The organism is Dyella marensis, assembly GCF_900112865.1.
GTDB classification, from domain to species: Bacteria; Pseudomonadota; Gammaproteobacteria; order Xanthomonadales; family Rhodanobacteraceae; genus Dyella_D; species Dyella_D marensis_A.
The window spans coordinates 548,781-568,957 of the sequence record NZ_FONH01000001.1 but is presented as its reverse complement, the minus strand read 5'-3'; the positions used below and the strand labels follow the sequence as shown (position 1 = coordinate 568,957).

Annotated in this window: 25 protein-coding genes; 10 read left to right on the top strand and 15 right to left on the bottom strand. The window is 68.2% G+C overall.

What is annotated here, in order from left to right; all coding sequences use genetic code 11:
- Positions 1 to 7: 7 nt before the first annotated feature.
- The 13 genes from ccmD to BM172_RS02370 form a co-directional block, all read right to left on the bottom strand.
- Positions 8 to 196 carry a heme exporter protein CcmD gene (gene ccmD / locus BM172_RS02430; RefSeq protein ID WP_026634500.1) on the bottom strand — a complete coding sequence of 63 codons (189 nt, stop codon included), beginning with the start codon at positions 194 to 196 and terminating at the stop codon, positions 8 to 10.
- On the bottom strand, positions 193 to 951 hold the full coding sequence (locus BM172_RS02425; protein ID WP_026634499.1) for a heme ABC transporter permease: 759 nt from the start codon (positions 949 to 951) through the stop codon (positions 193 to 195). The genes ccmD and BM172_RS02425 overlap by 4 nt, the downstream gene beginning before the upstream one ends.
- A 3-nt stretch (positions 952 to 954) precedes the next feature.
- Positions 955 to 1,641 carry a heme exporter protein CcmB gene (ccmB, locus tag BM172_RS02420; protein WP_026634498.1) on the bottom strand — a complete coding sequence of 229 codons (687 nt, stop codon included), beginning with the start codon at positions 1,639 to 1,641 and terminating at the stop codon, positions 955 to 957.
- Complete coding sequence (gene ccmA / locus BM172_RS02415) at positions 1,638 to 2,273, bottom strand: cytochrome c biogenesis heme-transporting ATPase CcmA (protein ID WP_026634497.1); 636 nt, start codon at positions 2,271 to 2,273, stop codon at positions 1,638 to 1,640. The genes ccmB and ccmA overlap by 4 nt, the downstream gene beginning before the upstream one ends.
- The gene (locus BM172_RS02410; protein WP_026634496.1) at positions 2,270 to 2,725 is read right to left on the bottom strand and encodes a DUF3293 domain-containing protein; all 456 of its coding nucleotides are present in this window, start codon (positions 2,723 to 2,725) and stop codon (positions 2,270 to 2,272) included. Before BM172_RS02410 ends, ccmA begins: the two co-directional genes overlap by 4 nt.
- Entirely contained in the window at positions 2,718 to 4,130 is a 1,413-nt protein-coding gene (locus tag BM172_RS02405; RefSeq protein ID WP_026634495.1) for an FAD-dependent oxidoreductase, read from the bottom strand. The genes BM172_RS02410 and BM172_RS02405 overlap by 8 nt, the downstream gene beginning before the upstream one ends.
- Positions 4,131 to 4,201: 71 nt before the next feature.
- Positions 4,202 to 4,945, bottom strand: a complete 744-nt coding sequence (gene phbB, locus BM172_RS02400; RefSeq protein WP_026634494.1) for an acetoacetyl-CoA reductase — start codon at positions 4,943 to 4,945, stop codon at positions 4,202 to 4,204.
- Between the two features lie 108 nt (positions 4,946 to 5,053).
- A complete protein-coding gene (phaR, locus tag BM172_RS02395) occupies positions 5,054 to 5,539 on the bottom strand; it encodes a polyhydroxyalkanoate synthesis repressor PhaR (RefSeq protein ID WP_026634493.1) in 486 nt (161 codons plus the stop codon).
- A gap of 144 nt (positions 5,540 to 5,683) precedes the next feature.
- Positions 5,684 to 7,237, bottom strand: coding sequence for a DHA2 family efflux MFS transporter permease subunit (locus BM172_RS02390; protein WP_026634492.1), 1,554 nt, complete (start codon positions 7,235 to 7,237; stop codon positions 5,684 to 5,686).
- Between the two features lie 12 nt (positions 7,238 to 7,249).
- Positions 7,250 to 8,452, bottom strand: a complete 1,203-nt coding sequence (locus tag BM172_RS02385; protein ID WP_026634491.1) for an HlyD/EmrA/EmrK family protein — start codon at positions 8,450 to 8,452, stop codon at positions 7,250 to 7,252.
- A complete protein-coding gene (locus tag BM172_RS02380) occupies positions 8,439 to 9,947 on the bottom strand; it encodes an efflux transporter outer membrane subunit (RefSeq protein WP_026634490.1) in 1,509 nt (502 codons plus the stop codon). The genes BM172_RS02385 and BM172_RS02380 overlap by 14 nt, the downstream gene beginning before the upstream one ends.
- A complete protein-coding gene (locus BM172_RS02375; RefSeq protein WP_026634489.1) occupies positions 9,944 to 10,471 on the bottom strand; it encodes a MarR family winged helix-turn-helix transcriptional regulator in 528 nt (175 codons plus the stop codon). The genes BM172_RS02380 and BM172_RS02375 overlap by 4 nt, the downstream gene beginning before the upstream one ends.
- Positions 10,472 to 10,539: 68 nt before the next feature.
- Positions 10,540 to 11,307, bottom strand: coding sequence for a TatD family hydrolase (locus BM172_RS02370; protein WP_026634488.1), 768 nt, complete (start codon positions 11,305 to 11,307; stop codon positions 10,540 to 10,542).
- Between the two features lie 137 nt (positions 11,308 to 11,444).
- On the opposite strand from BM172_RS02370, the gene BM172_RS02365 reads away from it, so the two are divergent.
- Both BM172_RS02365 and BM172_RS02360 read left to right on the top strand, forming a co-directional pair.
- Positions 11,445 to 12,035 (top strand): glycine zipper 2TM domain-containing protein, encoded by a 591-nt coding sequence (locus BM172_RS02365; protein WP_026634487.1) that lies wholly within the window; start codon positions 11,445 to 11,447, stop codon positions 12,033 to 12,035.
- Between the two features lie 26 nt (positions 12,036 to 12,061).
- Entirely contained in the window at positions 12,062 to 12,547 is a 486-nt protein-coding gene (locus BM172_RS02360) for an outer membrane lipoprotein (RefSeq protein WP_026634486.1), read from the top strand.
- 76 nt (positions 12,548 to 12,623) lie between these two features.
- Here the strand turns inward: BM172_RS02360 and BM172_RS02355 are convergent, their stop codons facing one another.
- A complete protein-coding gene (locus BM172_RS02355) occupies positions 12,624 to 13,058 on the bottom strand; it encodes a cell wall hydrolase (RefSeq protein WP_026634485.1) in 435 nt (144 codons plus the stop codon).
- A 455-nt stretch (positions 13,059 to 13,513) separates the two neighbouring features.
- Entirely contained in the window at positions 13,514 to 14,311 is a 798-nt protein-coding gene (locus BM172_RS02350; RefSeq protein ID WP_026634484.1) for a CAF17-like 4Fe-4S cluster assembly/insertion protein YgfZ, read from the bottom strand.
- A gap of 195 nt (positions 14,312 to 14,506) precedes the next feature.
- On the opposite strand from BM172_RS02350, the gene BM172_RS22725 reads away from it, so the two are divergent.
- From BM172_RS22725 to BM172_RS02310, 8 genes are all read left to right on the top strand, one after another.
- Positions 14,507 to 14,611, top strand: coding sequence for a DUF1674 domain-containing protein (locus tag BM172_RS22725; RefSeq protein WP_231504157.1), 105 nt, complete (start codon positions 14,507 to 14,509; stop codon positions 14,609 to 14,611).
- An 82-nt stretch (positions 14,612 to 14,693) separates the two neighbouring features.
- On the top strand, positions 14,694 to 15,086 hold the full coding sequence (gene sdhC, locus BM172_RS02340; RefSeq protein ID WP_026634483.1) for a succinate dehydrogenase, cytochrome b556 subunit: 393 nt from the start codon (positions 14,694 to 14,696) through the stop codon (positions 15,084 to 15,086).
- Positions 15,083 to 15,478 (top strand): succinate dehydrogenase, hydrophobic membrane anchor protein, encoded by a 396-nt coding sequence (sdhD, locus tag BM172_RS02335; RefSeq protein WP_026634482.1) that lies wholly within the window; start codon positions 15,083 to 15,085, stop codon positions 15,476 to 15,478. Before sdhC ends, sdhD begins: the two co-directional genes overlap by 4 nt.
- 5 nt (positions 15,479 to 15,483) lie before the next feature.
- Entirely contained in the window at positions 15,484 to 17,271 is a 1,788-nt protein-coding gene (sdhA, locus tag BM172_RS02330; protein ID WP_026634481.1) for a succinate dehydrogenase flavoprotein subunit, read from the top strand.
- 21 nt (positions 17,272 to 17,292) lie between these two features.
- Complete coding sequence (locus BM172_RS02325; protein WP_026634480.1) at positions 17,293 to 18,078, top strand: succinate dehydrogenase iron-sulfur subunit; 786 nt, start codon at positions 17,293 to 17,295, stop codon at positions 18,076 to 18,078.
- A 79-nt stretch (positions 18,079 to 18,157) separates the two neighbouring features.
- The gene (locus BM172_RS02320) at positions 18,158 to 18,406 is read left to right on the top strand and encodes an FAD assembly factor SdhE (protein ID WP_026634479.1); all 249 of its coding nucleotides are present in this window, start codon (positions 18,158 to 18,160) and stop codon (positions 18,404 to 18,406) included.
- Entirely contained in the window at positions 18,378 to 18,791 is a 414-nt protein-coding gene (locus tag BM172_RS02315; RefSeq protein WP_026634478.1) for a hypothetical protein, read from the top strand. The genes BM172_RS02320 and BM172_RS02315 overlap by 29 nt, the downstream gene beginning before the upstream one ends.
- Positions 18,792 to 18,930: 139 nt before the next feature.
- Positions 18,931 to 20,175: a lipoprotein-releasing ABC transporter permease subunit gene (locus BM172_RS02310; RefSeq protein ID WP_026634477.1), complete on the top strand. Its 1,245-nt coding sequence runs from the start codon at positions 18,931 to 18,933 to the stop codon at positions 20,173 to 20,175.
- Positions 20,176 to 20,177 lie beyond the last annotated feature (2 nt).

Genomic DNA, 20,177 nt, shown 5'->3' with positions numbered 1-20,177 from the left:
GTAAGTGTCAGGACGAGGGCGTCGGGTTGCGTTGCTGGCGCGCGCTCTGGCGCGCCAGGCGTGCGCGCAGTTCGCGCAGCTGGCGGCGCCGGCGGATGCCGGGCGCCAGGTAATCGGCGACCAGGACGATGAAGAACACCGCGTAGGCCGGCCATACGTAGGCGGCGTAGCCGCCCATGGCGAGGAAATGGCTCACCGGCGTTCCTCCGCTTCGGCGATCTGCCGCACCCAGTCCTTGCCGCTCTCCAGCGCCAGCAGGTCGGCGCGCACGCGGCCGAACAGGCTGGCGATGTAGTAGAGCTTGGTCGCCAGCATCATGGTCAGCAGCGGCCACAGCATGTCGCCGCTCATCTTGGAGGGACCCAGGATGCGCACGGTGGAACCCTGGTGCAGCGTGTTCCACCAGTTCACCGAGAAATGCACGATCGGCACGTTGACGATGCCGACGATGGCCAGGAAGGCCGCGGCGCGCGCGCCCTGCCGGCGATCCTCGAAGGCGTGGTACAGGCCGATCACGCCCAGGTACAGGAACAGCAGCACCAGCTCGGAGGTGAGGCGGGCGTCCCAGGTCCACCAGGTGCCCCACATCGGCTTGCCCCACAAGGAGCCCGTGACCAGGGTGACGAAGGTGAAGGCCGCGCCGATCGGCGCCGATTCCATCGCCACCACCTCGGCCAGCTTGATCCGCCAGACCAGGGCGATGAACGAGGCCAGCGCCATCACGCCATAGATGAACAGGCTCATCCAGGCGCTGGGCACGTGGATGAAGATGATGCGGTAGGCGTCGCCCTGCTGGTAATCGGCCGGCGCCAGCACCAGCCCGCCGTACAGCGCGGCCGCCCCGAGCAGCAGGGCCAGGCCCAGCGCCCATGGCCGCAGCGTCCCGGCGAAGCGGTAGAAGATCGGCGGCGAGCCGAGCTTGTGCAGCCAGAGGGGGATCCAGTTGGCCATGTGTCAGGCATCCAGGGCGATACGTAGGGCGGCGGCGCAGGCCAGCGGCGCGAGCACCAGGGCCAGGGCAAGCGCCGCGCCCAGCCAGGCGACGGGAGCCAGCCAGGGCAACCCCTGTTGGGCCGCGGAAACCGCACCGGCGGCGAAGATGACCACCGGCACGCAGAGCGGCAGCAGCATCAGCGCGAGGAGCATACCAGAGCGCCGCGTGCCGGCCGTCAGCGCCACCAGGATCGCGCCGAGCAGGCTGAGCAGCGGCGTCGCCAGCAGCAGCGCCAGCAGCAGCACCGGCATCGCCGCGCCCGGCAGGTGCAGCATGCCGGCGAGCAGGGGCGCGATCACGATCAGCGGCAGCGCGGTGGTGATCCAGTGCGCCAGGATCTTCATCGCCAGCATCAGCGCCAGCGGCTGCGGCGCCAGCACCAGCTGCTCCAGCGAACCGTCTTCGATGTCGCCGCGGAACATCGCATCCAGCGCCAGCAGCATGGCCAGCAGCACGGTGACCAGCACCACGCCGCCGGCGATGCGCTGCAGCAGGGCTTCTTCCGGGCCGAGCGCGAACGGGAACAGCGTGGCCACGATCAGCGCATACAGCACCGGCATGGCGATGTCGCCACGGCGGCGCCAGGCCAGCACCAGGTCGCGGCGCAGCAGGGCGGCGCAGGCGGCGGCCAGCGGCGGCCGGCTCATGCGTGCATCCGGATGCGGCGCGGCTCGCCGCCGAGGAAGCTCACCGCGCCATGGCTGGTGACCAGGGCCGCGCCGCCGCGCGCCGCATGCTGCGCGAGCAGGCCGTTGACCAGCTCGATGCCGGTGCGGTCGAGGTTGGCGTAGGGCTCGTCGAGCAGCCACAAGGTGGCCGGCAGCAACAGCAGGCGCACCAGCGCGGCGCGTTTCTTCTGGCCGGCGGAGAGGCGGCGCACGGGTTCGTCTTCGTAGCCGGCCAGGCCGATCCGGCGCAGCGCGTCGGCCGGGCCCGGCTCGTCGCGGCGGCCGTACAGGCCGGCGGCGACGGCGAGATTCTCGCGCGCGCTGAGGTCGCCCTTCAGGCCCAGGTGATGGCCGAGGAACAGCACGTCGCCCAGCTGCGCGTCGCGCTGCCAGGCCTCGCCGCGCCAGCGCAGCTCGCCTTCCTCGACATGCAGCAGGCCGGCCAGGATGCGCAGCAAGGTGGTCTTGCCGCTGCCGTTGTCGCCTTCGACCAGGGCGATCTCGCCTTCGGCCAGCTGGAAATCCAGCGGGCCGAACACGGGTTCGTCCTGGCGATAGAAGGCGAGCGCCCTCGCTTCCAGGAGCGCGGGCCGGGCGGGCGAGGCGGTCATCCGGGTGATTGTCCAGAAACGTCGATAAGGTTGTCCATGCGGCGCAACAGCGCTGGAGCGCTCGCGTCGCGGCCGTGCACGTAGGCGTTCTGGCCGAAGCGTCGCGCCAGCGCGTCCAGCGCCGGGACGGCCGGGCCTGTGACGAACAGGCTCGCTTCGCGCCAGCTCCCGTCGATGTCCGGGCCGACGCCGATACCGGCCCGGATCGCGACCGTGCCGGGCAGCTCGCGCAACGCGGCGAGCAGCGCGCGCTGCGCCTGGCGGTTGTGTTGACGGGGGCACGGCGACGAGCCGGGATTCCACGCCGTGAGAAATCCCCACGGCCGCGCGCCGGTCAGCGCGGCCAGCGCCGCCGGCAGCGGGGCGCCGATCCGGATCGACGCCCATCCGCCGCGCGCAAGCCGCACCCGGTAGTCGGTGGCGAGGTAGGCGGCGAGCAGCCGCTCATCCATGCCGCAGGCTGGGCAGCGGGGGCAGGGTGGCCTGCAGCGCGGTGGTCGCCGCATCGAGATCCACGCTGCGCGGATCGGTCGAGCCGCGCAGCAATTGCTGCAGCAGCTGGTCCTGCGCGCGGCCGCGGTCGTAGGCATACGCATACGGCAGGTGGGTGAAGGTCACCATGCGATAGCGCGCCATGAAATGCTGCGGCGCCCGCTCGGCTAGCAGCACGCCGAGTTCGCGCTTGGCGAGGTAGTGCGGGTCGGCCACCGAATCGCGCATCTCGATGTAGTTCTCCAGCGCCATCGCCGCGATCGCGTTGGCGTTGGGCTGGCGCACGCGCTGGAATTCGGCGAAGGCATCGGCGACATCCTGCGGCGCCTCGGCCAGCAGCGCGGCGAGCGCCACGGTGTCTTCGAAACCGCAGTTCATGCCTTGGCCGTGGAACGGCACGATGGCATGCGCGGCGTCGCCGATCAGCAAGGCGCGGCCGTCGATATGCCAGCGCTCCAGGTACAGCGTGGACAGCGTGCCGACCGGGTGGCTGCCATAGTCGTCGGCGAAATCGGGGATCAGCGGCAGCAGGTCGGGGAAGTCGTCGCGGAAGAACGTCTCGGCGGCGGCTGCATCCGGCAGGGTCGCGAAGCTCGGATGCGCACCCTGCGCCGGCAGGAACAGCGTGACGGTGAAGCTGCCTTCGGTATTGGGCAGGGCGATGCACATGTAGCCGCCGCGCGGCCAGATATGCAGCGCATGCGGCTCGATCGCGAACTGGTCGTGGCCGCCGCTGTCGCCCAGCAGGCCGGCCGGCAGCTGGCCGGCGGGCGGGATTTCCAGTTCCTTGTAGGCGTGGCCCAGCGGTTCGATGCGTTCGCCCAGCGGCCGGTACGCATGCATGGCCGCGCGCAGCGCGGAGCCGGCGCCGTCGGCGCCGATCAGCACGCCGGCATCGATGCTGCGCTCGACGCCCTGTTCGTCGGCCAGGCGCACGCGGCGCGCGTCGAAATCCGCGGCGACCAGCGACTGCCCGAAATGGAAGCGCACGCCGGCGGCTTCGGCCGCATCCAGCAGCAGCATGTTCAAGGCGCCGCGCGAGACCGACCAGATCACCTCGCTGTCGTCCACGCCGTAGCGCTGCAGGCCGGAGCGGCCGTCGCGCGTGTGCACCATGCGTCCGCGCATCATCACGGCGCGGGTCAGCACGTCGTCGGCGAGGCCGGCGGTGCGCAGGGCCTGCAGGCCGCGCTCGGCCAGCGCCAGGTTGATCGAGCGGCCGCCGGTGAAGCCTGCGCGGCGCGGATCGGCGCGTTTCTCGTAGACCTCGACCGGAAAGCCGCGGCGCGCCAGCTGCTGGGCGAGCAGGGCGCCGACCAGGCCGCCGCCGATAAGGGTGATGGAAGGCTGCTGCGTCGACGCCATGGGGTGTTCCGTCGGTCGGATCGCGAGACTTTATCAGGCGTGCGCCAGCCGGCGCGCACGCTGCGCCGGCTTCAGAAGCTCATGAAGTACCCGCCATTGACCGGCAGGTTCGCGCCCGTGATGTAGCCGGCGTCGTCCGCGGCCAGGAAGCACACGGCGCGGGCGATGTCGGCCGGCGAGCCGAGCCGGCCCACGGGGATGTCCTCGAGGATCTGCGCGCGGATCTCTGCCGGCACCCTGGCCACCAGCGGCGTATCGCAATAGCCCGGCGACACGGTGTTGACGGTGACGCCCTTGCGCGCGGTCTCGCGTGCCAGCGCCATGCCGAAGCCGTGCACGCCGGCCTTGGCGGCGGCGTAGTTGGTCTGGCCGAACTGGCCGGTCTGGCCGTTCACGGAACTGAGATTGACGATGCGGCCGAAGCCGCGCGCGCTCATGCCTTCGACCACGTGGCGGCACATGTTGAAGACGCCGTCGAGGTTCACCCGCATCAGCTCTTGCCAATGCTGCGGATCCATCTTGCGCAGGGTGGTGTCGCGGGTGATGCCGGCGGCGTTGACCAGCACGTCGACGCGGCCGTGGGCGGCTTCCACGCGCGCGATCAGCTCGCTGCAGCTGGCGAAGTCGCTGACATCGACCGGCTCGAAGCGGACGGCGCCGTCGAGGTCGGCAAGCTCGGCCTGGAATGCCGCCACGCGGTCGGCGCGGGCGGGCAGGTCGGCGGCGATCACCTGGCGGCCGGCCAGGGCGAGCTGGCGGCAGATTTCCGTGCCCAGGCCGCCGATGCCGCCTGTAACGATGGCGATACGAGTCATGGGGCGCTCACTCGATCATGCCGCACGGCAGCACATGTTGTGCCGCAGCGGCTGTTGCACAAGGAAACGCCGGCGCCAGCGGGGCGCCGGCGCGGAAGATCGGAAGGCTTACTTCTTGGCGCCGCCGGGCTTGGTCGCGCTGGAAGCCTGGGTGGCGGCGTCGATCAGGCCGCTCTGCATGGACTTCCACGCGTCCATGTTGCGCTGGGTCAGGTCGTTGAGCATCGACCACGGCGTCTGGCCGAGCAGGCTGTTCAGCTGGTTGCGGAACTGCTGCTGCTGGTCGAGGAAGACCTGCAGGCTGCGCTCCAGGTAGGGACCCATGAAGCCCTGCAGCGAATCGCCGTAGAACCGGATGATGTGGCTCAGCAACTGCGGCGACAGCATCGGCTGCCCCTTCTCCTCGTGCTCGGAAATGATCTGCAGCAGCACGGAGCGGGTCAGGTCATCGCCGGACTTGGCGTCGCGGACTTCGAAGGTTTCGCCGTCGATCACGAGCTGTCGGACCTCTTCCAGCGTGATGTAGCTGGAGATCTCCGTGTCGTACAAGCGACGGTTCGGATACTTCTTAATGATGCGGATCGTTTGTGCCATGCGGCGGAAACTAACAGAACGTATTGCGCCGCACCAGTCGCGATGGGCACAGTTTTGCTGCACCTTCGGGCGCAGCAAAAATTTGGATCGATCTTGCAGAAACCAGCCGGATCAATGGTCTGCTAGTGCTCAATCAATGGTCTGCTAGTGGCCTGCTGCACCGCCCGCGCTGCCGAACGGCGGTCTGGCGAACCAGATCATCGGGATCAGCGCCACGAACAGCACCGCGCACAGCCAGAACACGTCGTTCACCGCCAGGGTCAGCGCCTCGCGGGTGAGGACCTGGTCGACCACGCCCAGCCCGCGCGCGCCGGACAGGCCGCCCTGGGCCAGCCCCTGCAGGTAGTGGGTGGCGGCCGGATGGGCCGGCGACACGCTCTCGGTGAGGATGGCGTGGTGGAACTCGCCGCGGTGCTGCCAGATCGTCACCGTCACCGCGGTGGACACGCTCGAGCCCATGGTGCGGCAGAAATTGGCCAGGCCCGAGGCGCTGGCGATCTGGTCGCCCGGCAGCCCCGCCAGGTAGATCTGGTTCAGCGGGATGAAGAAGCAGGCGATACCAGCGCCCATCACGAAGCGCGGCAGCACCAGGGTGGCGAACGAGGCGGAGCTGTCGAAGCTGGAGAACCACAGCGAGGTGCCGGCGAAGACCAGGAACGCCGCCGTCACCACCATGCGCAGGTCCATGCGGTTGATGTTGGCGCCGATCACCGGCGACATCAGGAAGGCCAGGATGCCCACCGGCGCGGTGGCCAGGCCGGCCCAGGTCGCGGTGTAGCCCAGCGTGGTCTGCAGCCACAGCGGAAACACCACGTTGATGCCGAAGAACGCCATCATGCCCAGCGACAGGGCGGTGACGCCCACGGTGAAGTTGCGCCGCTTGAACAGGGACAGGTCCACCACCGGATGCTTGGCGTGCATCTCCCACACGATGAGAAACACGATGCACACCAGCGCGGTGATGCCCAGTACGGTGATCAGGGTGGAGGAGAACCAGTCGTTGTCGTTGCCGTTGTCCAGCATGAACTGCAGGCAGCCCACGCCGACCACCAGCAGGACCAGGCCGACGATGTCGATCGGCGTGTTGAAGGTCTTGGTCTCGCGCTTGTGCAGCAGCGCCCAGGTGATCACCGCCGCCAGCGCGCCCACCGGCACGTTGATGTAGAAGATCCACGGCCAGGAGAAGTTGTCGGTAAGCCAGCCGCCGAGAATGGGACCGAAGATCGGCGCCACCACCACCGTCATCGCCCACATCGCCAGCGCGATGCCTTGCTTGGCCTTCGGATAGCTCGACAGCAGCAGGGTCAGCGACAGCGCCACCATCGGGCCGGAGCCGGCGCCCTGCAGCAGGCGCGCGATCACCAGCATCGGCATGCTGGTGGCCAGGCCGCACAGCATCGAGAACACCACGAACAGGCCGACCGAGGCGATGAAGGTCTTCACTTCGCCGAAACGGCGCGCCAGCCAGCCGGTGAGCGGCTGCATGATCGCGCTGGCCAGGGCGTAGGAGCTGATCGTCCAGGTGCCTTCGCTGGAGCTCACGCCGAGGCTGCCGGCGATATGCGGCACCGCGACGTTGACGATGGTCATGTCCAGCACCTCCATGAAGGTGCTGAAGGCGACGGCGATGGTCAGCAGGACGAGCGCGCCGCCCTGCAGGGGTTTCAGCGGAGCGGCGTCATTGGGCGTGGCGGCCATGGGGCGTCAGGCTCAGCGGCTCTCGCCGCGGCTGAGGTTGGCGTCGATGATCTTCTCGGCTTCCGCGTCGGCCTTGGCGGCCATCTGGTCGTACACCTTGGTTTCCGCGGTAGGCGTCTGCGCCGGCGACGGCGCCAGCACCGGGCCGCGGTCGTCGGTGATGTCGACGGTCACGTCGGTGGACAGGCCGACGCGCAACGGATGCTTGTCCAGGTCCTGGTTGTCGATGGCGATGCGCACCGGCACGCGCTGCACCACCTTGATCCAGTTGCCGGTGGCGTTCTGCGCCGGCAGCAGGGAGAACACGCTGCCGGTACCGGCGCCCACGCCGACCACCTTGCCGTGATATTCGACGCCGCCGCCATAGACGTCGGCTTCGATCTTCGCCGGCTGGCCGATATGGATGTGGCGCAGCTGGCTTTCCTTGAAGTTGGCGTCGATCCACAGGTCGTGCAGCGGCACCACGGTCATCAGCTGCTGGCCCGGCTGCACGCTGTTGCCGACCTGCACGCTGCGCTGGGCGACATAGCCGGACACCGGCGCGAAAATCGCATTGCGCTGCGCGGCGACCCAGGCGGCGCGGAAGTTGGCGCGCGCCTGCTCGACCGCCGGGTTCTGCGCGATCTCGGTGCCTTCGATGGCGGCGTGCGAGGCGCTGGCTTGGGCGACGGCGGCGTCGAGCGCGGTCTGCGCCTGCTCGACGCCGTCGCGCAGGTGCTGCACCACTTCCGGCGCCTCGGCGTGTTCGGCCAGCAGCGGCAGGTGGCGCTGCAGGTCGGCCTGGGCCTTCTTCAGGTCGACCCGGCGGGCGGCCACGGCGGCGTCGGCGCTGCTGGCCGAATCGGTCTGCTGGCGCACCTGGCGCACGGCCTGAGCCAGCGCGCTGCTGGCCTGGCGCAGGCGCACGTCGGCGTCGGTGCTGTCCAGGCGCACCAGCACCTGGCCGGCGTCGACGCGCTGGGTGTCGTCGGCGAGGATCGCCACCACGGTGCCGGGCACCTGGGCGGAGATCGCCACCTGGTTGCCGCCCACATAGGCGTTGTCGGTGGTCTCGCGCTTGGAGAACACCAGCAGCCACAGCAGGAACCAGCCCAGTCCCAGCACCACGAAGACCAGCACCACGATCAGCAGCGCACGGCGCCGCTTGCCCGGGTTCTTCGCGGCCAGGCCGCTGTCGTTGTCGTCCTGCTGCGTGGCGGAATCAGTGGCGCTCATGAGCGGCGTCTCCGGAAATGGCGGTCGAGGTGGAGTTCGAAGAAGAAGAGGAGGCGGGCTGCGCATCGCCGGCGACGCGGTAACCGCCGCCCAGCGCCTTGATCAGCGACAGGTCGGTGGACAGCGCCTGCGCCTGCAGGCTCAGCGCATCGTCGTTCGCCTGCAGCAGCTGGCCCTGCGCGCCGAGCGACTCGCGGATGTCGCGCACGCCCTGGCGTGCACGTGCCTGCGCGCTGGCCAGCAGGCTCTGGTTGGCGGCGATCTGCGCGGCCTGTTCCTGGCGGCGGGCGGCGAGCTGCTGGGCGGTGAGGCTCTGCAGCGAGACATCGCGCGCGGCGGACAGCACGGTGCCGTTGTACTGCGCCACCGCGGCGTCGAGCTGCGCCTTGCTGGCGCGGAAGTTCGCCTGCAGCAGGCCGCTGTTGAAGATCGGCAGGTGCAGCGCAGGCGTCAGCGCGAACACGCGGCTGGAGGCGTTGAACATCTTGTCGAGATCGATGCTCGAGAGGCCCGCCATCGCCGACAGGCTGATGTCGGGGAAGAACTCGGCGCGCGCCGCATCGGTCTGCTTCAGCGCGGCTTCGACCTGCCAGCGGCTGGCGGCGATGTCGGGGCGGCGCGCGATCAGGTCCGTGCCGATGTTGGCGGGCAGGCCGCCGTCGATCGACGGCAGCGCGCGCGGCGTCAGCGTGGGCAGTTCGGCGGGCGCGACACCGAGCAGGCTGGCCAGCGCGCTCTGGCGGATCTTCGCCGAGCTTTCCAGCGCGACCAGCAGCTCGCGCGCGGAGGCCTGCTGGATGCGCGCCTTCTGCGCATCGTCGGGCAGGTCCACGCCCTGGCGTACGCGCAGGTCCTCGACGCGGACGTACTGGTTCTGCGTGTCGACCTGCTTGCGCGCGACGTCGATGCGCGCTTCATCGGCCAGCCAACCGAAGTAGGTATCCGCTACCGCATTCTGGATCGCCAGCGCGGCGGCGCTGCGCTGCGCCTCGGCCGCGCGGGCCTGGTCGACGGCGGAGTCGATCTGCGCGCGCCGCTTGCCCCACCAGTCGAAGTCGTACTGCGCCTGCACGCCGAGGTCGCCCTGGTTGTACCAGGTGAAGCCCAGGAACTTGGACGGGATCAGCCCGTTCTCGCTCATGCGCTGGCGCTGTACCTGCGCACTGCCGTTGATGCTGAGCCCCGCCTGGGCGGCGGCGATGCGGATCGACTGCTGCGCCGATTCCAGGCGCGACTGCGCCTGGGCCAGGTCGGGCGAGCCCTTCATGGCGCGCTCGATCAGGTCGTCCAGCTGCGGGTCCTGGTACTGGCGCCACCAGTCGGCGGCCGGCCAGCCGGCGCGGGCGGGGGCTTCGAGGCCGGCCAGCGGGACTTCGTCGCGCAGCGTCGGATGCTGCACCTTGGCGGGAATCGCGCAGCCGGCGAGGGCCACGGCGACGGCGACGACCAGCGCGGCGCGTCGGCCGAAGGGGCGCTTGAGAGGAGAAGCGATCATGGATGGGGGTCCGATCCGATGAGTTGATCGATATTGGCGGCCACCTTGCGCAGAAGGTGTTCGAGGGTCTTCTGTTCGGCGGCGCTGAGGCTCGCGAAAGCGCCGTGAATGCGGGGAAAAAGCGTGGGCAGCAGCTTGCGCACGAAGCGCCGGCCGACCGGGGTGATGCTCAGCTCGACGCGGCGGCGGTCCTCGTCGCTGGATGCGCGCGTGACGAAACCCTGCTTCACCAGCACATTGGTGATGCGCGTCATATTGGTCGGGCTCTGCTGCGCATAGCCGCACAGCTCGCTTGGCGAGGTGCGGCCGCCGGGAGCGGTGTAGACCATCATCAGGGTGCGGAAATCGCTGTCGCTGAGGCCATGCGGCTTGAGGATGCGCTCGATTTCCTCCACCACCGCATTGCCGGTCATCAGCAGCATGCGCAGCAGCACGGCCTCCTGCACCGGCAGGCCGGGCACGTTCTCGCTGGCATGGTGGATGCCGGCGTTCATGCGCTCGATGCGGTCGATCAGTCCGAACATTTCACCAGGAAATATTTCTTCAATGAACTATTAGGCTAGCAGCCGCCCGCGACGGGTTGCAAGTGAGCTCAGGCGTGCCGGAACAGGTGCGCGGCGTTGGCGGTGGTCGCCGCGGCGATATTGGCTTCGCTGTCGCCGCGCAGTCCGGCGACGACGCGCAGCACTTCGGCGATGTGCGCAGGCTCATTGCGCTGCCCGCGCTGGCCGGCGCCGGGCTGGTCCGGCGCATCGGTTTCCAGCAGCAGGTATTCGAGCGGCATGCCGGCGACGATGCGGCGCAGGCGCTGCGCACGCTCGTAGGTCACCGGGCCGCCGATGCCGAGATGGAAGCCCAGGCGCCACAGTTGCTCGGCCTGCTGTTCGCTGCCGGAGAAACTGTGCACGACGCCACGCAGCCCGCCGATGCGGCGTAGCGTGGCGGTCACTTCGTCCACCGCGCGGCGCGCGTGCACGATCACCGGCAGGTCGAATTCGCGCGCTACGTGCAGCTGCTGTTCGAAGTAGGCGCGCTGCTGTTCGCGGTCGAGGTCTTCGAGGAAATAATCCAGGCCGATCTCACCGACGGCTACGGCGGAGTGATCCTTCAGCCACTGCGTCAGCTCGGCGACATGTTCCGGCCGATGCTGTTCCAGAAAGATGGGGTGCAGGCCATAGGCAGGCAGGGCCTGCGGGTGCTCGGCACATAGCCGTTCGATGCCGGCCCAGGAGTTCCGATGGATGGCGGGCACGACGATGCGGCGCACACCGGCCTCGGCCGCCCGGCGCAGGACCTGCGCACGGTCCGGGTCGAAACTGCTGTCATCCAGGTGGGCGTGGCTATCGGTTAGATCGATCACAGGAATGGGCGGCTAACAGGGCTAGGATAGGGCGGCTCGGTCTAGCCAACATTCAGTTGACCGAGGGTTCAATGATTTCACTACGGATCGCCTTCGAATGGCGCGGGGTGCGCCAGTGATCCATCCAGGAGAGCATTATGAGCAGGTTCGTCATTTCCGCGCTTAACTTGGGGCTCGGCGCCGTGCTTGCGGTGGGCCTCACGGCCTGTAACCGCGACGCGAATGCCGATGGCGGCGTGGGTGGCATGGCCGCGCAGTCGCAGTCCGCGGCCGCAGGTCCCAAGTACGCCCGCGTGGTCAGCGTCACGCCGGTGCGCGACCAGGCCAGCGCGCCGCAGCAGGTCTGCCACGACGAAGTGGTCACGCAGCGCGCACCGGTGAAGGATCAGCATCAGATCGCCGGTACCGCCATCGGTGCGGTGGCGGGCGGTCTGCTCGGCAACCAGGTCGGTGGCGGCAAGGGCCGCACGCTGGCGACGGTGGCCGGCGCGATCGGTGGCGGTTACGCGGGTCACGAGATCCAGAAGAACCGCCAGGAGAACAACACCGTCTCGAGCACCCAGCGCCGCTGCACCACGGTGGCCGGCAAGGGCGGCGACAAGATCGTCGGCTACGACGTGGCCTACGAGTACAACGGCGTGACCCGCACGATCCGCATGGATCACGATCCGGGCGATCGCGTGCAGGTGCAGGAAGGTGTGGTTGCCGTCTCCGACGCCGCCCATTGACCTTTCTTCTTGAGGAGGACCGCACCATGAACACTACGCTCAGCAAACGTCTGGCCACGGCGGCCCTTGCCGGTTGCTTCGCCCTGCTGGCGGCCTGCGCCTCGCCGCCGCCGCGTTCGGGCGGTTACTACGGTGGCGGTGGCGGCTACAACGACGGGGGCTACCGCTCCAGCCGTTGTGTGCAGTGCGGCACCGTCGAGGACGTGCGCGTGGTGAACGTGGACAAGAGCGCTTCGCCGCTGGGCATGGTGATCGGCGCCGTCGCCGGTGGCCTGCTCGGCAACCAGGTCGGCAAGGGCAACGGCCGCACCGCGGCGACCGTGGTCGGTGCGGTGGCCGGCGGCGCCGTCGGCAACGAGGTGGGCAAGCGCAACGGTCAGCCGGACCAGGCCTTCCAGATCTCGGTCCGCCTCGACGACGGCCGCTATGCGACGGTGACCCAGGCGGACGATCCGCAGATCCGCCAGGGCGACTACGTGGAGATCCGCAACAACCGCGTGTATCGCCGTTGACGTATAGACGTCTGGACGTCCAAACGAAAAGGCCCTCGCTAGCGAGGGCCTTTTTTTATTGCCTGGTTCTGTCGGATCAGTTGACGGCGTAGAACGCATGCTCGCCGATGGTGCGCACGACACGGCTGGTGCTCCATGCCGGCGCCACGGAGGTGGTGGCGAAATGATCGGCGTGCGGCACATAGACCATGCGCTCGTTCATCGGCAGGCTCCAGTTGACGATGGAGTCGCCGGCAACCTTCCACGCCTTGCTCCAGGCGGCGAGGTCGGTTACTTCGAACGTGCTGGCGGTGGTGGTGGTGGCGAACTGCCGTGGCGCGGTGACCACTTCGCACACGTTCTTGCCCCAGGTGCCGCGATCGCGGCGGCGGAGCGCTACTTCGGCCACGGCGAACTGGCCGATGGTCGACTCGCTGCGGGCTTCGAGATACACCGTCGTCGCCAGGCAGGTCTGGTCGGCGAGGGGTTGGGGCAGCACGGACGCAAGCCACAACAGCATGGAAAGTTTCATTCTGCCTCCAACGTGCTGTACGCGCCGATCCGGTGCTGCTGGACAGGTACGCCGTTGCGATGGACGGGCGGGCAGGCCGTTCCACCTGGATTGAACACGCGTCGACCGAAACTTGTGGTCGTTGCGGTTTGCCACGGAATGTGGCGTTGAGCGGCTGTTCCGATGCCGCTCGATACTGCTGCGTGGCGCTTGTCCGAATCTCCCTGGGGACTCGGTGGCCTGCAACTTGTGCCGCCCGGTGGGCGGTTGTTCCTCCGGCGTTATCAGCCGGGTCGCGCCTGGATCCGGACCCCTCCGGTTCGTCGCGTATGGACATCCGTCAAGCGGACGTCCGTCGAATGTGACCGGCGGAGCCTAGTGGCAGGTCTGGTTCGTGGCAAGTGCCGCGCCTGTCGGGTTCACGTTGTGCTCACAATCGCAAGAACGTCGCTGATGCAGCAGCGATGTTGTCCGCATCATGCGGGCCAGCGTTCGCGCAATTCGATGTCGATGATGTCGTCGTTCCATCTCAGTGCGTGAGATTTTCCTTGTTCGGCGAGCGCATCGTTGACGATCGCCAGTCCGGTATGGACGTTGTTCGCCGACACGTTGTCGAGCACCAGCGCGACATCGCCTTGTTCGTCGCGCAATACGCTGCCCGGCGGCAGGGCTTGCGACAATACGACGCAATGCATATGCCGCTTGTGACCACCGCGGAAGTGCAGGCGCGCGGCGATTTCCTGGCCTGGATAACAGCCTTTGTCGAAGGCGACCGCCTGCAATCGTTCGAGCGACAGCGCCGGCGGCAGCAGCGCGTCGAGCGCATCGTCGGGCAGCCACGGCCAGCCGAGATGAATCTGTTCGGCACGCCATGTGTCGTCTTCGCGCGCACCGATCGACCAGCCGTGCGTGCCGCCGCCAAGCACGATCGCATCGTCGCGTTGTTCGACCGTATGCGACTCCATCGCTTCCACCGTGCCGAGCGCGCGCGCAGGCAATGCCTGCAGCTTCACCTTGGAGCGAAACACGAACCGGCGCAGCGCATCGGCGAACGGTTCGGCGCGTCCGCCACGCAGCACCAGCAGCAGGCTCTTCTCGCTCAACCTGGCCAGATGGAACAGCGCGCGCACGCGCCCCTGGGCATCCAGCCAGGCGCTGAACTGCCAGCGCCCGACGGCGAGCTCGGCGGCATTGCCGCTGAATTGGGCTTGCGCGAAAGCGATGGCGTCGTCGCCTTCGAGCAGCAGGGTTTCGGCTTGGAAGGTCGCAGGCATGGCGGAACGAATGGGGGCGGGCCGGAGCATCCGCAAGGAGGGCAGGGCGAGGTCCTGGGTCAGCAGGAGCGGCGGTCGTCAAGGTTGTGCCGTTTTAACGCAAGTATTAACCTTCGCCGGCTTACTGAAACCATGTCCGATACCTCGCCCCAGTCCGAATCCAAGCCTGCTTCCGCTCCGGCGGAGGACACGTCCATGCCTGCGGGCAAGGAACCAGGCAAGGTTCCGGCGGAGCCGCCGGCGCCCGACCCCACCCGCTACGGCGACTGGGAAAAGAACGGGCGCTGCATCGACTTCTGACCGCCGCGCCGGCGCGTGACGCGTCGGCATGGTGGCCATGGGACGGCGACGGACATAAGCGATTCCACACAGGATAGCCGCCATGGCAGACACGCGACGACCGCTCTCTCCCCACCTGCAGATATATAAGTGGCAAGTGCAGATGGTGACCTCCATCCTGCATCGCGCCACCGGCATCGCCCTGGCGGTCGGCACCTTGCTGATCATGTGGGGCCTGCTCGCCCTCGCCGGCGGCGAGAGCAGCTTTAACCAATTCAAGACCTGCATCGGCAGCCCGATCGGGCTGGTGCTGATGTTCGGCTGGAGCTGGGCGCTGTTCTTCCACCTGTGCAACGGCATCCGCCACCTGGTGCAGGACGCCGGCGCCGGCTATGCCATCGCCCAGTTCGTGCGTTCCAGCTGGCTGTCGGTGATCGGCAGCCTGCTGCTTACGGTGCTGGTCTGGGCCTACGTGCTGGTCGGAGGTGCCGCATGAGCGCCGACCCCAAGGATCTGCGCAATCCGCTCAAGCGCGCACGCGGCCTGGGCTCGGCCCAGTCGGGCGTGGGCCACTGGTGGACCCAGCGCCTCACCGCCGCCGGCCTGGTCTTCCTCGGCATCTGGTTCGTGGCCTTCGTGCTGTGCTCGCTGCACGCCGATTACGCCACCGCCAAGGCGGCCGTGGCCAGGCCGTGGAACGCCTTGCTGCTGATCGCCTTCACCGTCACCGCGTTCTGGCATGCCGTGCTCGGCCTGCAGGTGGTGATCGAGGACTACGTGCACACCCGCTGGCTCGAAGTGGTGTCGCTGGTGTTGATCAAGTTCGTCGCCGTGCTGGGCGCGCTGGCCTGCGTGCTGGCCGTGGTGCGCGTGGCTCTGGGAGTGTGAGTTCGATGGAAGCCTACAAGGTTCAACAGCATAAGTACGACGTGATCGTGGTCGGCGCCGGCGGCGCGGGCCTGCGTGCCACGTTCGGCCTGGCCGAGAAGGGGCTCAAGGCCGCCTGCATCACCAAGGTGTTCCCGACCCGCTCGCACACCGTGGCTGCCCAGGGCGGCATCTCGGCCGCGCTCGGCAACATGGGCGAGGACGACTGGCGCTTCCACTTCTACGACACCATCAAGGGTTCCGACTGGCTCGGCGACCAGGATGCGATCGAGTACATGTGCCGCGAGGCCATCCCCTCGATCATCGAGCTGGAACACTACGGCGTGCCGTTCTCGCGTACCGAGGAAGGCAAGATCTACCAGCGTCCGTTCGGCGGCATGACCACGCACTACGGCAAGGGCACCGCGCAGCGCACCTGCGCCGCGGCCGACCGTACCGGCCACGCCATCCTGCATACGCTGTACCAGCAGGCGTTGGCGCATGACGCCACGTTCTTCATCGAGTACTTCGCCACCGACCTGATCTTCGACGAAGAAGGCGTGTGCCGCGGCGTGCTCGCGCTGGACATGAACGAAGGCACCCTGCACGTGTTCCGCGGCCACGCGGTCGTGCTGGCCACCGGCGGCTACGGCCGCGCCTACTTCAGCGCCACCTCGGCGCATACCTGCACCGGCGACGGCGGCGGCATGGTGCTGCGCGCCGGCCTGGCCCTGCAGGACATGGAGTTCGTGCAGTTCCACCCGACCGGCATCTACGGCTCCGGCTGCCTGATCACCGAGGGCGTGCGTGGCGAGGGCGGCTATCTCACCAACTCCAACGGCGAGCGCTTCATGGAGCGCTATGCGCCCAACGCCAAGGACCTGGCCTCGCGCGACGTGGTCAGCCGCGCCATGACCATGGAAATCCGCGAAGGCCGCGGCGTCGGCGAGCACAAGGACCACATCCACATCAACCTGATGCACCTGGGTGCCGGCGTGATCCACGAGCGTCTGCCGGGGATCGCCGAGTCGGCGCGCATCTTCGCCGGCGTGGACGTGACCAAGGAACCGATCCCGGTCATCCCGACCGTGCACTACAACATGGGCGGCATCCCCACCAACTACCACGGCGAAGTGGTGCAGAAGCGCGGCGACAACGTCGACGCGGTGGTGCCGGGCCTGTTCGCCATCGGCGAGGCGGCCTGCGTGTCGGTGCACGGCGCCAACCGCCTGGGCTCCAACTCGCTGCTCGACCTGGTGGTGTTCGGCCGCGCGGTGGCGCATCGCTGCGCCGAGATCGTCAAGCCGGGCGCGCCGCACAAGGATCTGCCGGCCAGCGCGCTGGACCAGGCGCTGGGCCGCTTCGACAGCCTGCGCTACGCCAAGGGCAGCCTGCCGACCGCAAAGATCCGCGCCGAAATGCAGCGCACCATGCAGAGCGACGCGGCGGTGTTCCGCACCGGCGAATCGCTGAAGGAAGGCTGCGACAAGATCTCCAAGGTCTACGACTCGTTCAAGGATGTCGGCGTCAGCGACCGCTCGCTGGTGTGGAACTCCGACCTGATCGAAACCCTGGAACTGTCCAACCTGCTGGGCCAGGCGGTGGCCACCATGTACTCGGCCGAGCAGCGCCCCGAGAGCCGCGGCGCGCATGCCCGCGAGGACTTCCCGGAGCGCGACGACGCCAACTGGCAGAAGCACACGCTGGTGTCGGTGGACGACCACGGCAAGGCGAACTTCGATTTCCGTCCGGTGCACATGTACACCATGACCTCGGACGTCGAAGTGGTGCCGCCGAAGAAGCGCGTTTACTGATACCGGACTGGAGACAAGATCGTGGCAGAATTTTCGCTACCTAAAAATTCCAAGGTCCAGCCGGGCAAGCACTATCCGGCCAAGGACGCGAAGAAGTCCCGCACCTTCCGCATCTATCGCTGGACGCCGGAAGACGGGCAGAACCCGCGCATCGATACCTACGAGGTCGACCTGGCCGCGTGCGGCCCGATGGTTCTGGACGCCCTGCTGAAGATCAAGAACGAGATCGATCCGACGCTCACGCTGCGCCGTTCGTGCCGCGAAGGCATCTGCGGTTCCTGCGCGATGAACATCGACGGCACCAATACGCTGGCCTGCACCAAGGCGATCTCCGACTGCGCCTCCGGCGACGTCAAGATCTACCCGCTGCCGCACATGCCGGTGGTGAAGGACCTGGTGCCGGATCTCACGCACTTCTACGCGCAGTTCGCCTCGATCAAGCCCTGGCTGCGCACGCAGAGCCCGGCCCCGGCCGACAAGGAGCGCCTGCAGTCGCCGGAGGACCGCAAGAAGCTCGACGGCCTGTACGAGTGCATCCTGTGCGCCTGCTGCTCGACCAGCTGCCCGAGCTACTGGTGGAACGGCGACAAGTACCTGGGTCCGGCCATCCTGCTGCAGGCCTACCGCTGGATCGTCGACTCGCGCGACGAAGACACCGGCGCCCGCCTGGACGACCTGGAAGACCCGTTCAAGCTGTACCGCTGCCACACCATCATGAACTGCGCGCGCACCTGCCCGAAGGGTCTGAACCCGGCCAAGGCGATCGCGGAGATCAAGAAGCTGATCGTGGAGCGCCGCTCGCCCTGACGGCGAGTTCCGTCCCGTCCACATGGCCCGCGGCTCGCCGCGGGCCATGTCGTTTTCGACCCCTGCTGCGATGACCGCCATGGACGAAGCCCGCATCAAGCGCCTGCGCTGGCGCACCCGCCGCGGCACGCGCGAGCTCGACGCCCTGTTCGGCGGCTGGCTGGACGAGCGCTTCGCCCAGGCCGACGAAGCCACGCGCACCGCCTTCGACGAACTGCTCGACGTGCAGGACCCGGACCTGTGGGACTGGGTGATGGGCCATGCCACGGCCCCGCGCGAGGACTGGCAGGCGATCATCGATGACATCCGCGCCCGCCATCGGCTTTGAATACGCGCCATCGCGCGGCTGGGGCAGGGCCTGCGCCGGGATGACGCTGCTGGCCGCGGCGGCCGGCTGGCTGTCGGCCCTGCCGTGGTGGTGCGCGCTTGCGCTGACCGCCGCGCTGGCGGTGGCCCTGCCGCCGACATGGCGCGCTTGGCGGCAACCGCCGATCCGCTCGGCCGGATGGGCCGCGGATGGCGGCTGGACGCTGCGGGACGCCCATTGCGCCGACACGCCGGCCACGCTGCTGTCCTCCCGCGCGCTCGGCGACTGCCTGTGGCTGCGCCTGCAGCCCACATCGGGCGCTGCGGTGAACCTGCTGCTGGCGCCGGACAACAGCGACGCCGACCTGCGCCGCCGCCTGCGCATGCGCCTGGCCGCCGCGTGCTGAGTGCCAGCTTGCCGAACCGCAGGGCTTGGGGCACTCTGCCGCGGCGTCGCGGTCTGATCCAGCCGACTACGGCACTATCGATCGCGCCCTCCGCGATGCCTGGGCGGCCAGCCCAACGAATCCCACGAGCGACCCGTCCATGTTCCGACCGCTAGAGCTTTTCATCGGCCTGCGCTACACGCGCGCCAAGCGACGCAACCAGTTCATCTCGTTCATCTCGACCGTCTCCATCGTGTGCATCGCGATCAGCGTCACCGCGCTGATCACCGTGATGTCGGTGATGAACGGCTTCGACAACGAACTGCGCACGCGCATCCTCGGCGCCATCTCGCATGCCACGGTGTCGGGCCTGGCCGGCGAGAGCGTGCAGGACTGGCAGCGCGCGATCCAGATCGCCGAAGCCAACCCGCACGTGCGTGGCGCGGCGCCCTACGTCGAGGCGCAGGCCTTCCTGCAGGCGCGCCGTTCCAGCGGTGCGCTGGTGCGCGGCATCGATCCGGCGCAGGAGCCGAAAGTCTCCGACATCGACAAGCACATGATCGACGGCAAGCTCGACGCGCTGCAGCCGGGCAAGTGGAACATTGTGCTGGGCCGCGAGCTGGCCATGTCGCTGGGCGTGGCGATGGGCGACCACGTGACCATGGCGGTGCCCGAATTCCGCGCCACGCCGATGGGCAGCGTGCCGCGCCTGCGCAGCTTCACCGTGGCGGGCATCTTCGAGCTGGGCATGCAGGAGTTCGATTCGAACCTGGCCCTGGTCAGCATGCAGGACGCCGCGCGCCTCAACAGCATCGACGGCCCCACCGGCATCCGCCTGCGCCTGGACGACATGTTCAACGCGCGGCCCGTGGCGAAAGAGTTGGCCAATCACCTGGGCCAGGTCTACCGCATGGATACCTGGATGGACAGCCACGCGAATTTCTTCTCCGCCATCTCGATGGAGAAGAAGGTGATGTTCATCATCCTCTCGCTGATCATCCTGGTCGCGGTGATCAACCTGATCTCGATGCTGATGATGCTGGTCACCGACAAGCAGGCCGACATCGCCATCCTGCGCACGCTCGGCTCCACGCCGCGCAGCATCATGGGCATGTTCATGGTGCAGGGCGTGCTGGTGGGCTTCGTCGGCATCGGCTTCGGCGTGACGCTCGGTTCGCTGCTGTCGTGGCGGCTGCCGCAGATCGTCAAGTGGATCGAGCGCACTTTCCACACCACGTTCCTGTCGCCGGACGTCTATTACATCAGCGAGCTGCCCAGCAAGCTGCAGATGGACGACGTGGCCAAGGTCGCGCTGGTGACCTTCCTGTTCTCGCTGCTTGCCACGCTCTATCCGGCGTGGCGGGCCTCGCGCACGCAGCCTGCGCAGGCCTTGCGCTATGAGTAAAT

Bases quoted from the DNA above. Each gene is read 5' to 3' on its own strand.
- BM172_RS02320 (WP_026634479.1), top strand. From the start codon at position 18,158: ATGGACGAAGCCCGCATCAAGCGCCTGCGCTGGCGCACCCGCCGCGGC.
- BM172_RS02380 (WP_026634490.1), bottom strand. From the start codon at position 9,947: ATGATCGCTTCTCCTCTCAAGCGCCCCTTCGGCCGACGCGCCGCGCTG.
- BM172_RS02390 (WP_026634492.1), bottom strand. From the start codon at position 7,237: ATGGCCGCCACGCCCAATGACGCCGCTCCGCTGAAACCCCTGCAGGGC.
- BM172_RS02410 (WP_026634496.1), bottom strand. From the start codon at position 2,725: ATGGATGAGCGGCTGCTCGCCGCCTACCTCGCCACCGACTACCGGGTG.
- phaR (WP_026634493.1), bottom strand. From the start codon at position 5,539: ATGGCACAAACGATCCGCATCATTAAGAAGTATCCGAACCGTCGCTTG.
- ccmB (WP_026634498.1), bottom strand. From the start codon at position 1,641: ATGAGCCGGCCGCCGCTGGCCGCCGCCTGCGCCGCCCTGCTGCGCCGC.
- BM172_RS02365 (WP_026634487.1), top strand. From the start codon at position 11,445: ATGAGCAGGTTCGTCATTTCCGCGCTTAACTTGGGGCTCGGCGCCGTG.
- sdhA (WP_026634481.1), top strand. From the start codon at position 15,484: ATGGAAGCCTACAAGGTTCAACAGCATAAGTACGACGTGATCGTGGTC.
- sdhC (WP_026634483.1), top strand. From the start codon at position 14,694: ATGGCAGACACGCGACGACCGCTCTCTCCCCACCTGCAGATATATAAG.
- ccmA (WP_026634497.1), bottom strand. From the start codon at position 2,273: ATGACCGCCTCGCCCGCCCGGCCCGCGCTCCTGGAAGCGAGGGCGCTC.
- phbB (WP_026634494.1), bottom strand. From the start codon at position 4,945: ATGACTCGTATCGCCATCGTTACAGGCGGCATCGGCGGCCTGGGCACG.
- BM172_RS02385 (WP_026634491.1), bottom strand. From the start codon at position 8,452: ATGAGCGCCACTGATTCCGCCACGCAGCAGGACGACAACGACAGCGGC.
- sdhD (WP_026634482.1), top strand. From the start codon at position 15,083: ATGAGCGCCGACCCCAAGGATCTGCGCAATCCGCTCAAGCGCGCACGC.
- BM172_RS02315 (WP_026634478.1), top strand. From the start codon at position 18,378: ATGACATCCGCGCCCGCCATCGGCTTTGAATACGCGCCATCGCGCGGC.
- BM172_RS02425 (WP_026634499.1), bottom strand. From the start codon at position 951: ATGGCCAACTGGATCCCCCTCTGGCTGCACAAGCTCGGCTCGCCGCCG.
- BM172_RS02405 (WP_026634495.1), bottom strand. From the start codon at position 4,130: ATGGCGTCGACGCAGCAGCCTTCCATCACCCTTATCGGCGGCGGCCTG.
- BM172_RS02350 (WP_026634484.1), bottom strand. From the start codon at position 14,311: ATGCCTGCGACCTTCCAAGCCGAAACCCTGCTGCTCGAAGGCGACGAC.
- BM172_RS02355 (WP_026634485.1), bottom strand. From the start codon at position 13,058: ATGAAACTTTCCATGCTGTTGTGGCTTGCGTCCGTGCTGCCCCAACCC.
- BM172_RS02360 (WP_026634486.1), top strand. From the start codon at position 12,062: ATGAACACTACGCTCAGCAAACGTCTGGCCACGGCGGCCCTTGCCGGT.
- BM172_RS02375 (WP_026634489.1), bottom strand. From the start codon at position 10,471: ATGTTCGGACTGATCGACCGCATCGAGCGCATGAACGCCGGCATCCAC.
- BM172_RS02310 (WP_026634477.1), top strand. From the start codon at position 18,931: ATGTTCCGACCGCTAGAGCTTTTCATCGGCCTGCGCTACACGCGCGCC.
- BM172_RS22725 (WP_231504157.1), top strand. From the start codon at position 14,507: ATGCCTGCGGGCAAGGAACCAGGCAAGGTTCCGGCGGAGCCGCCGGCG.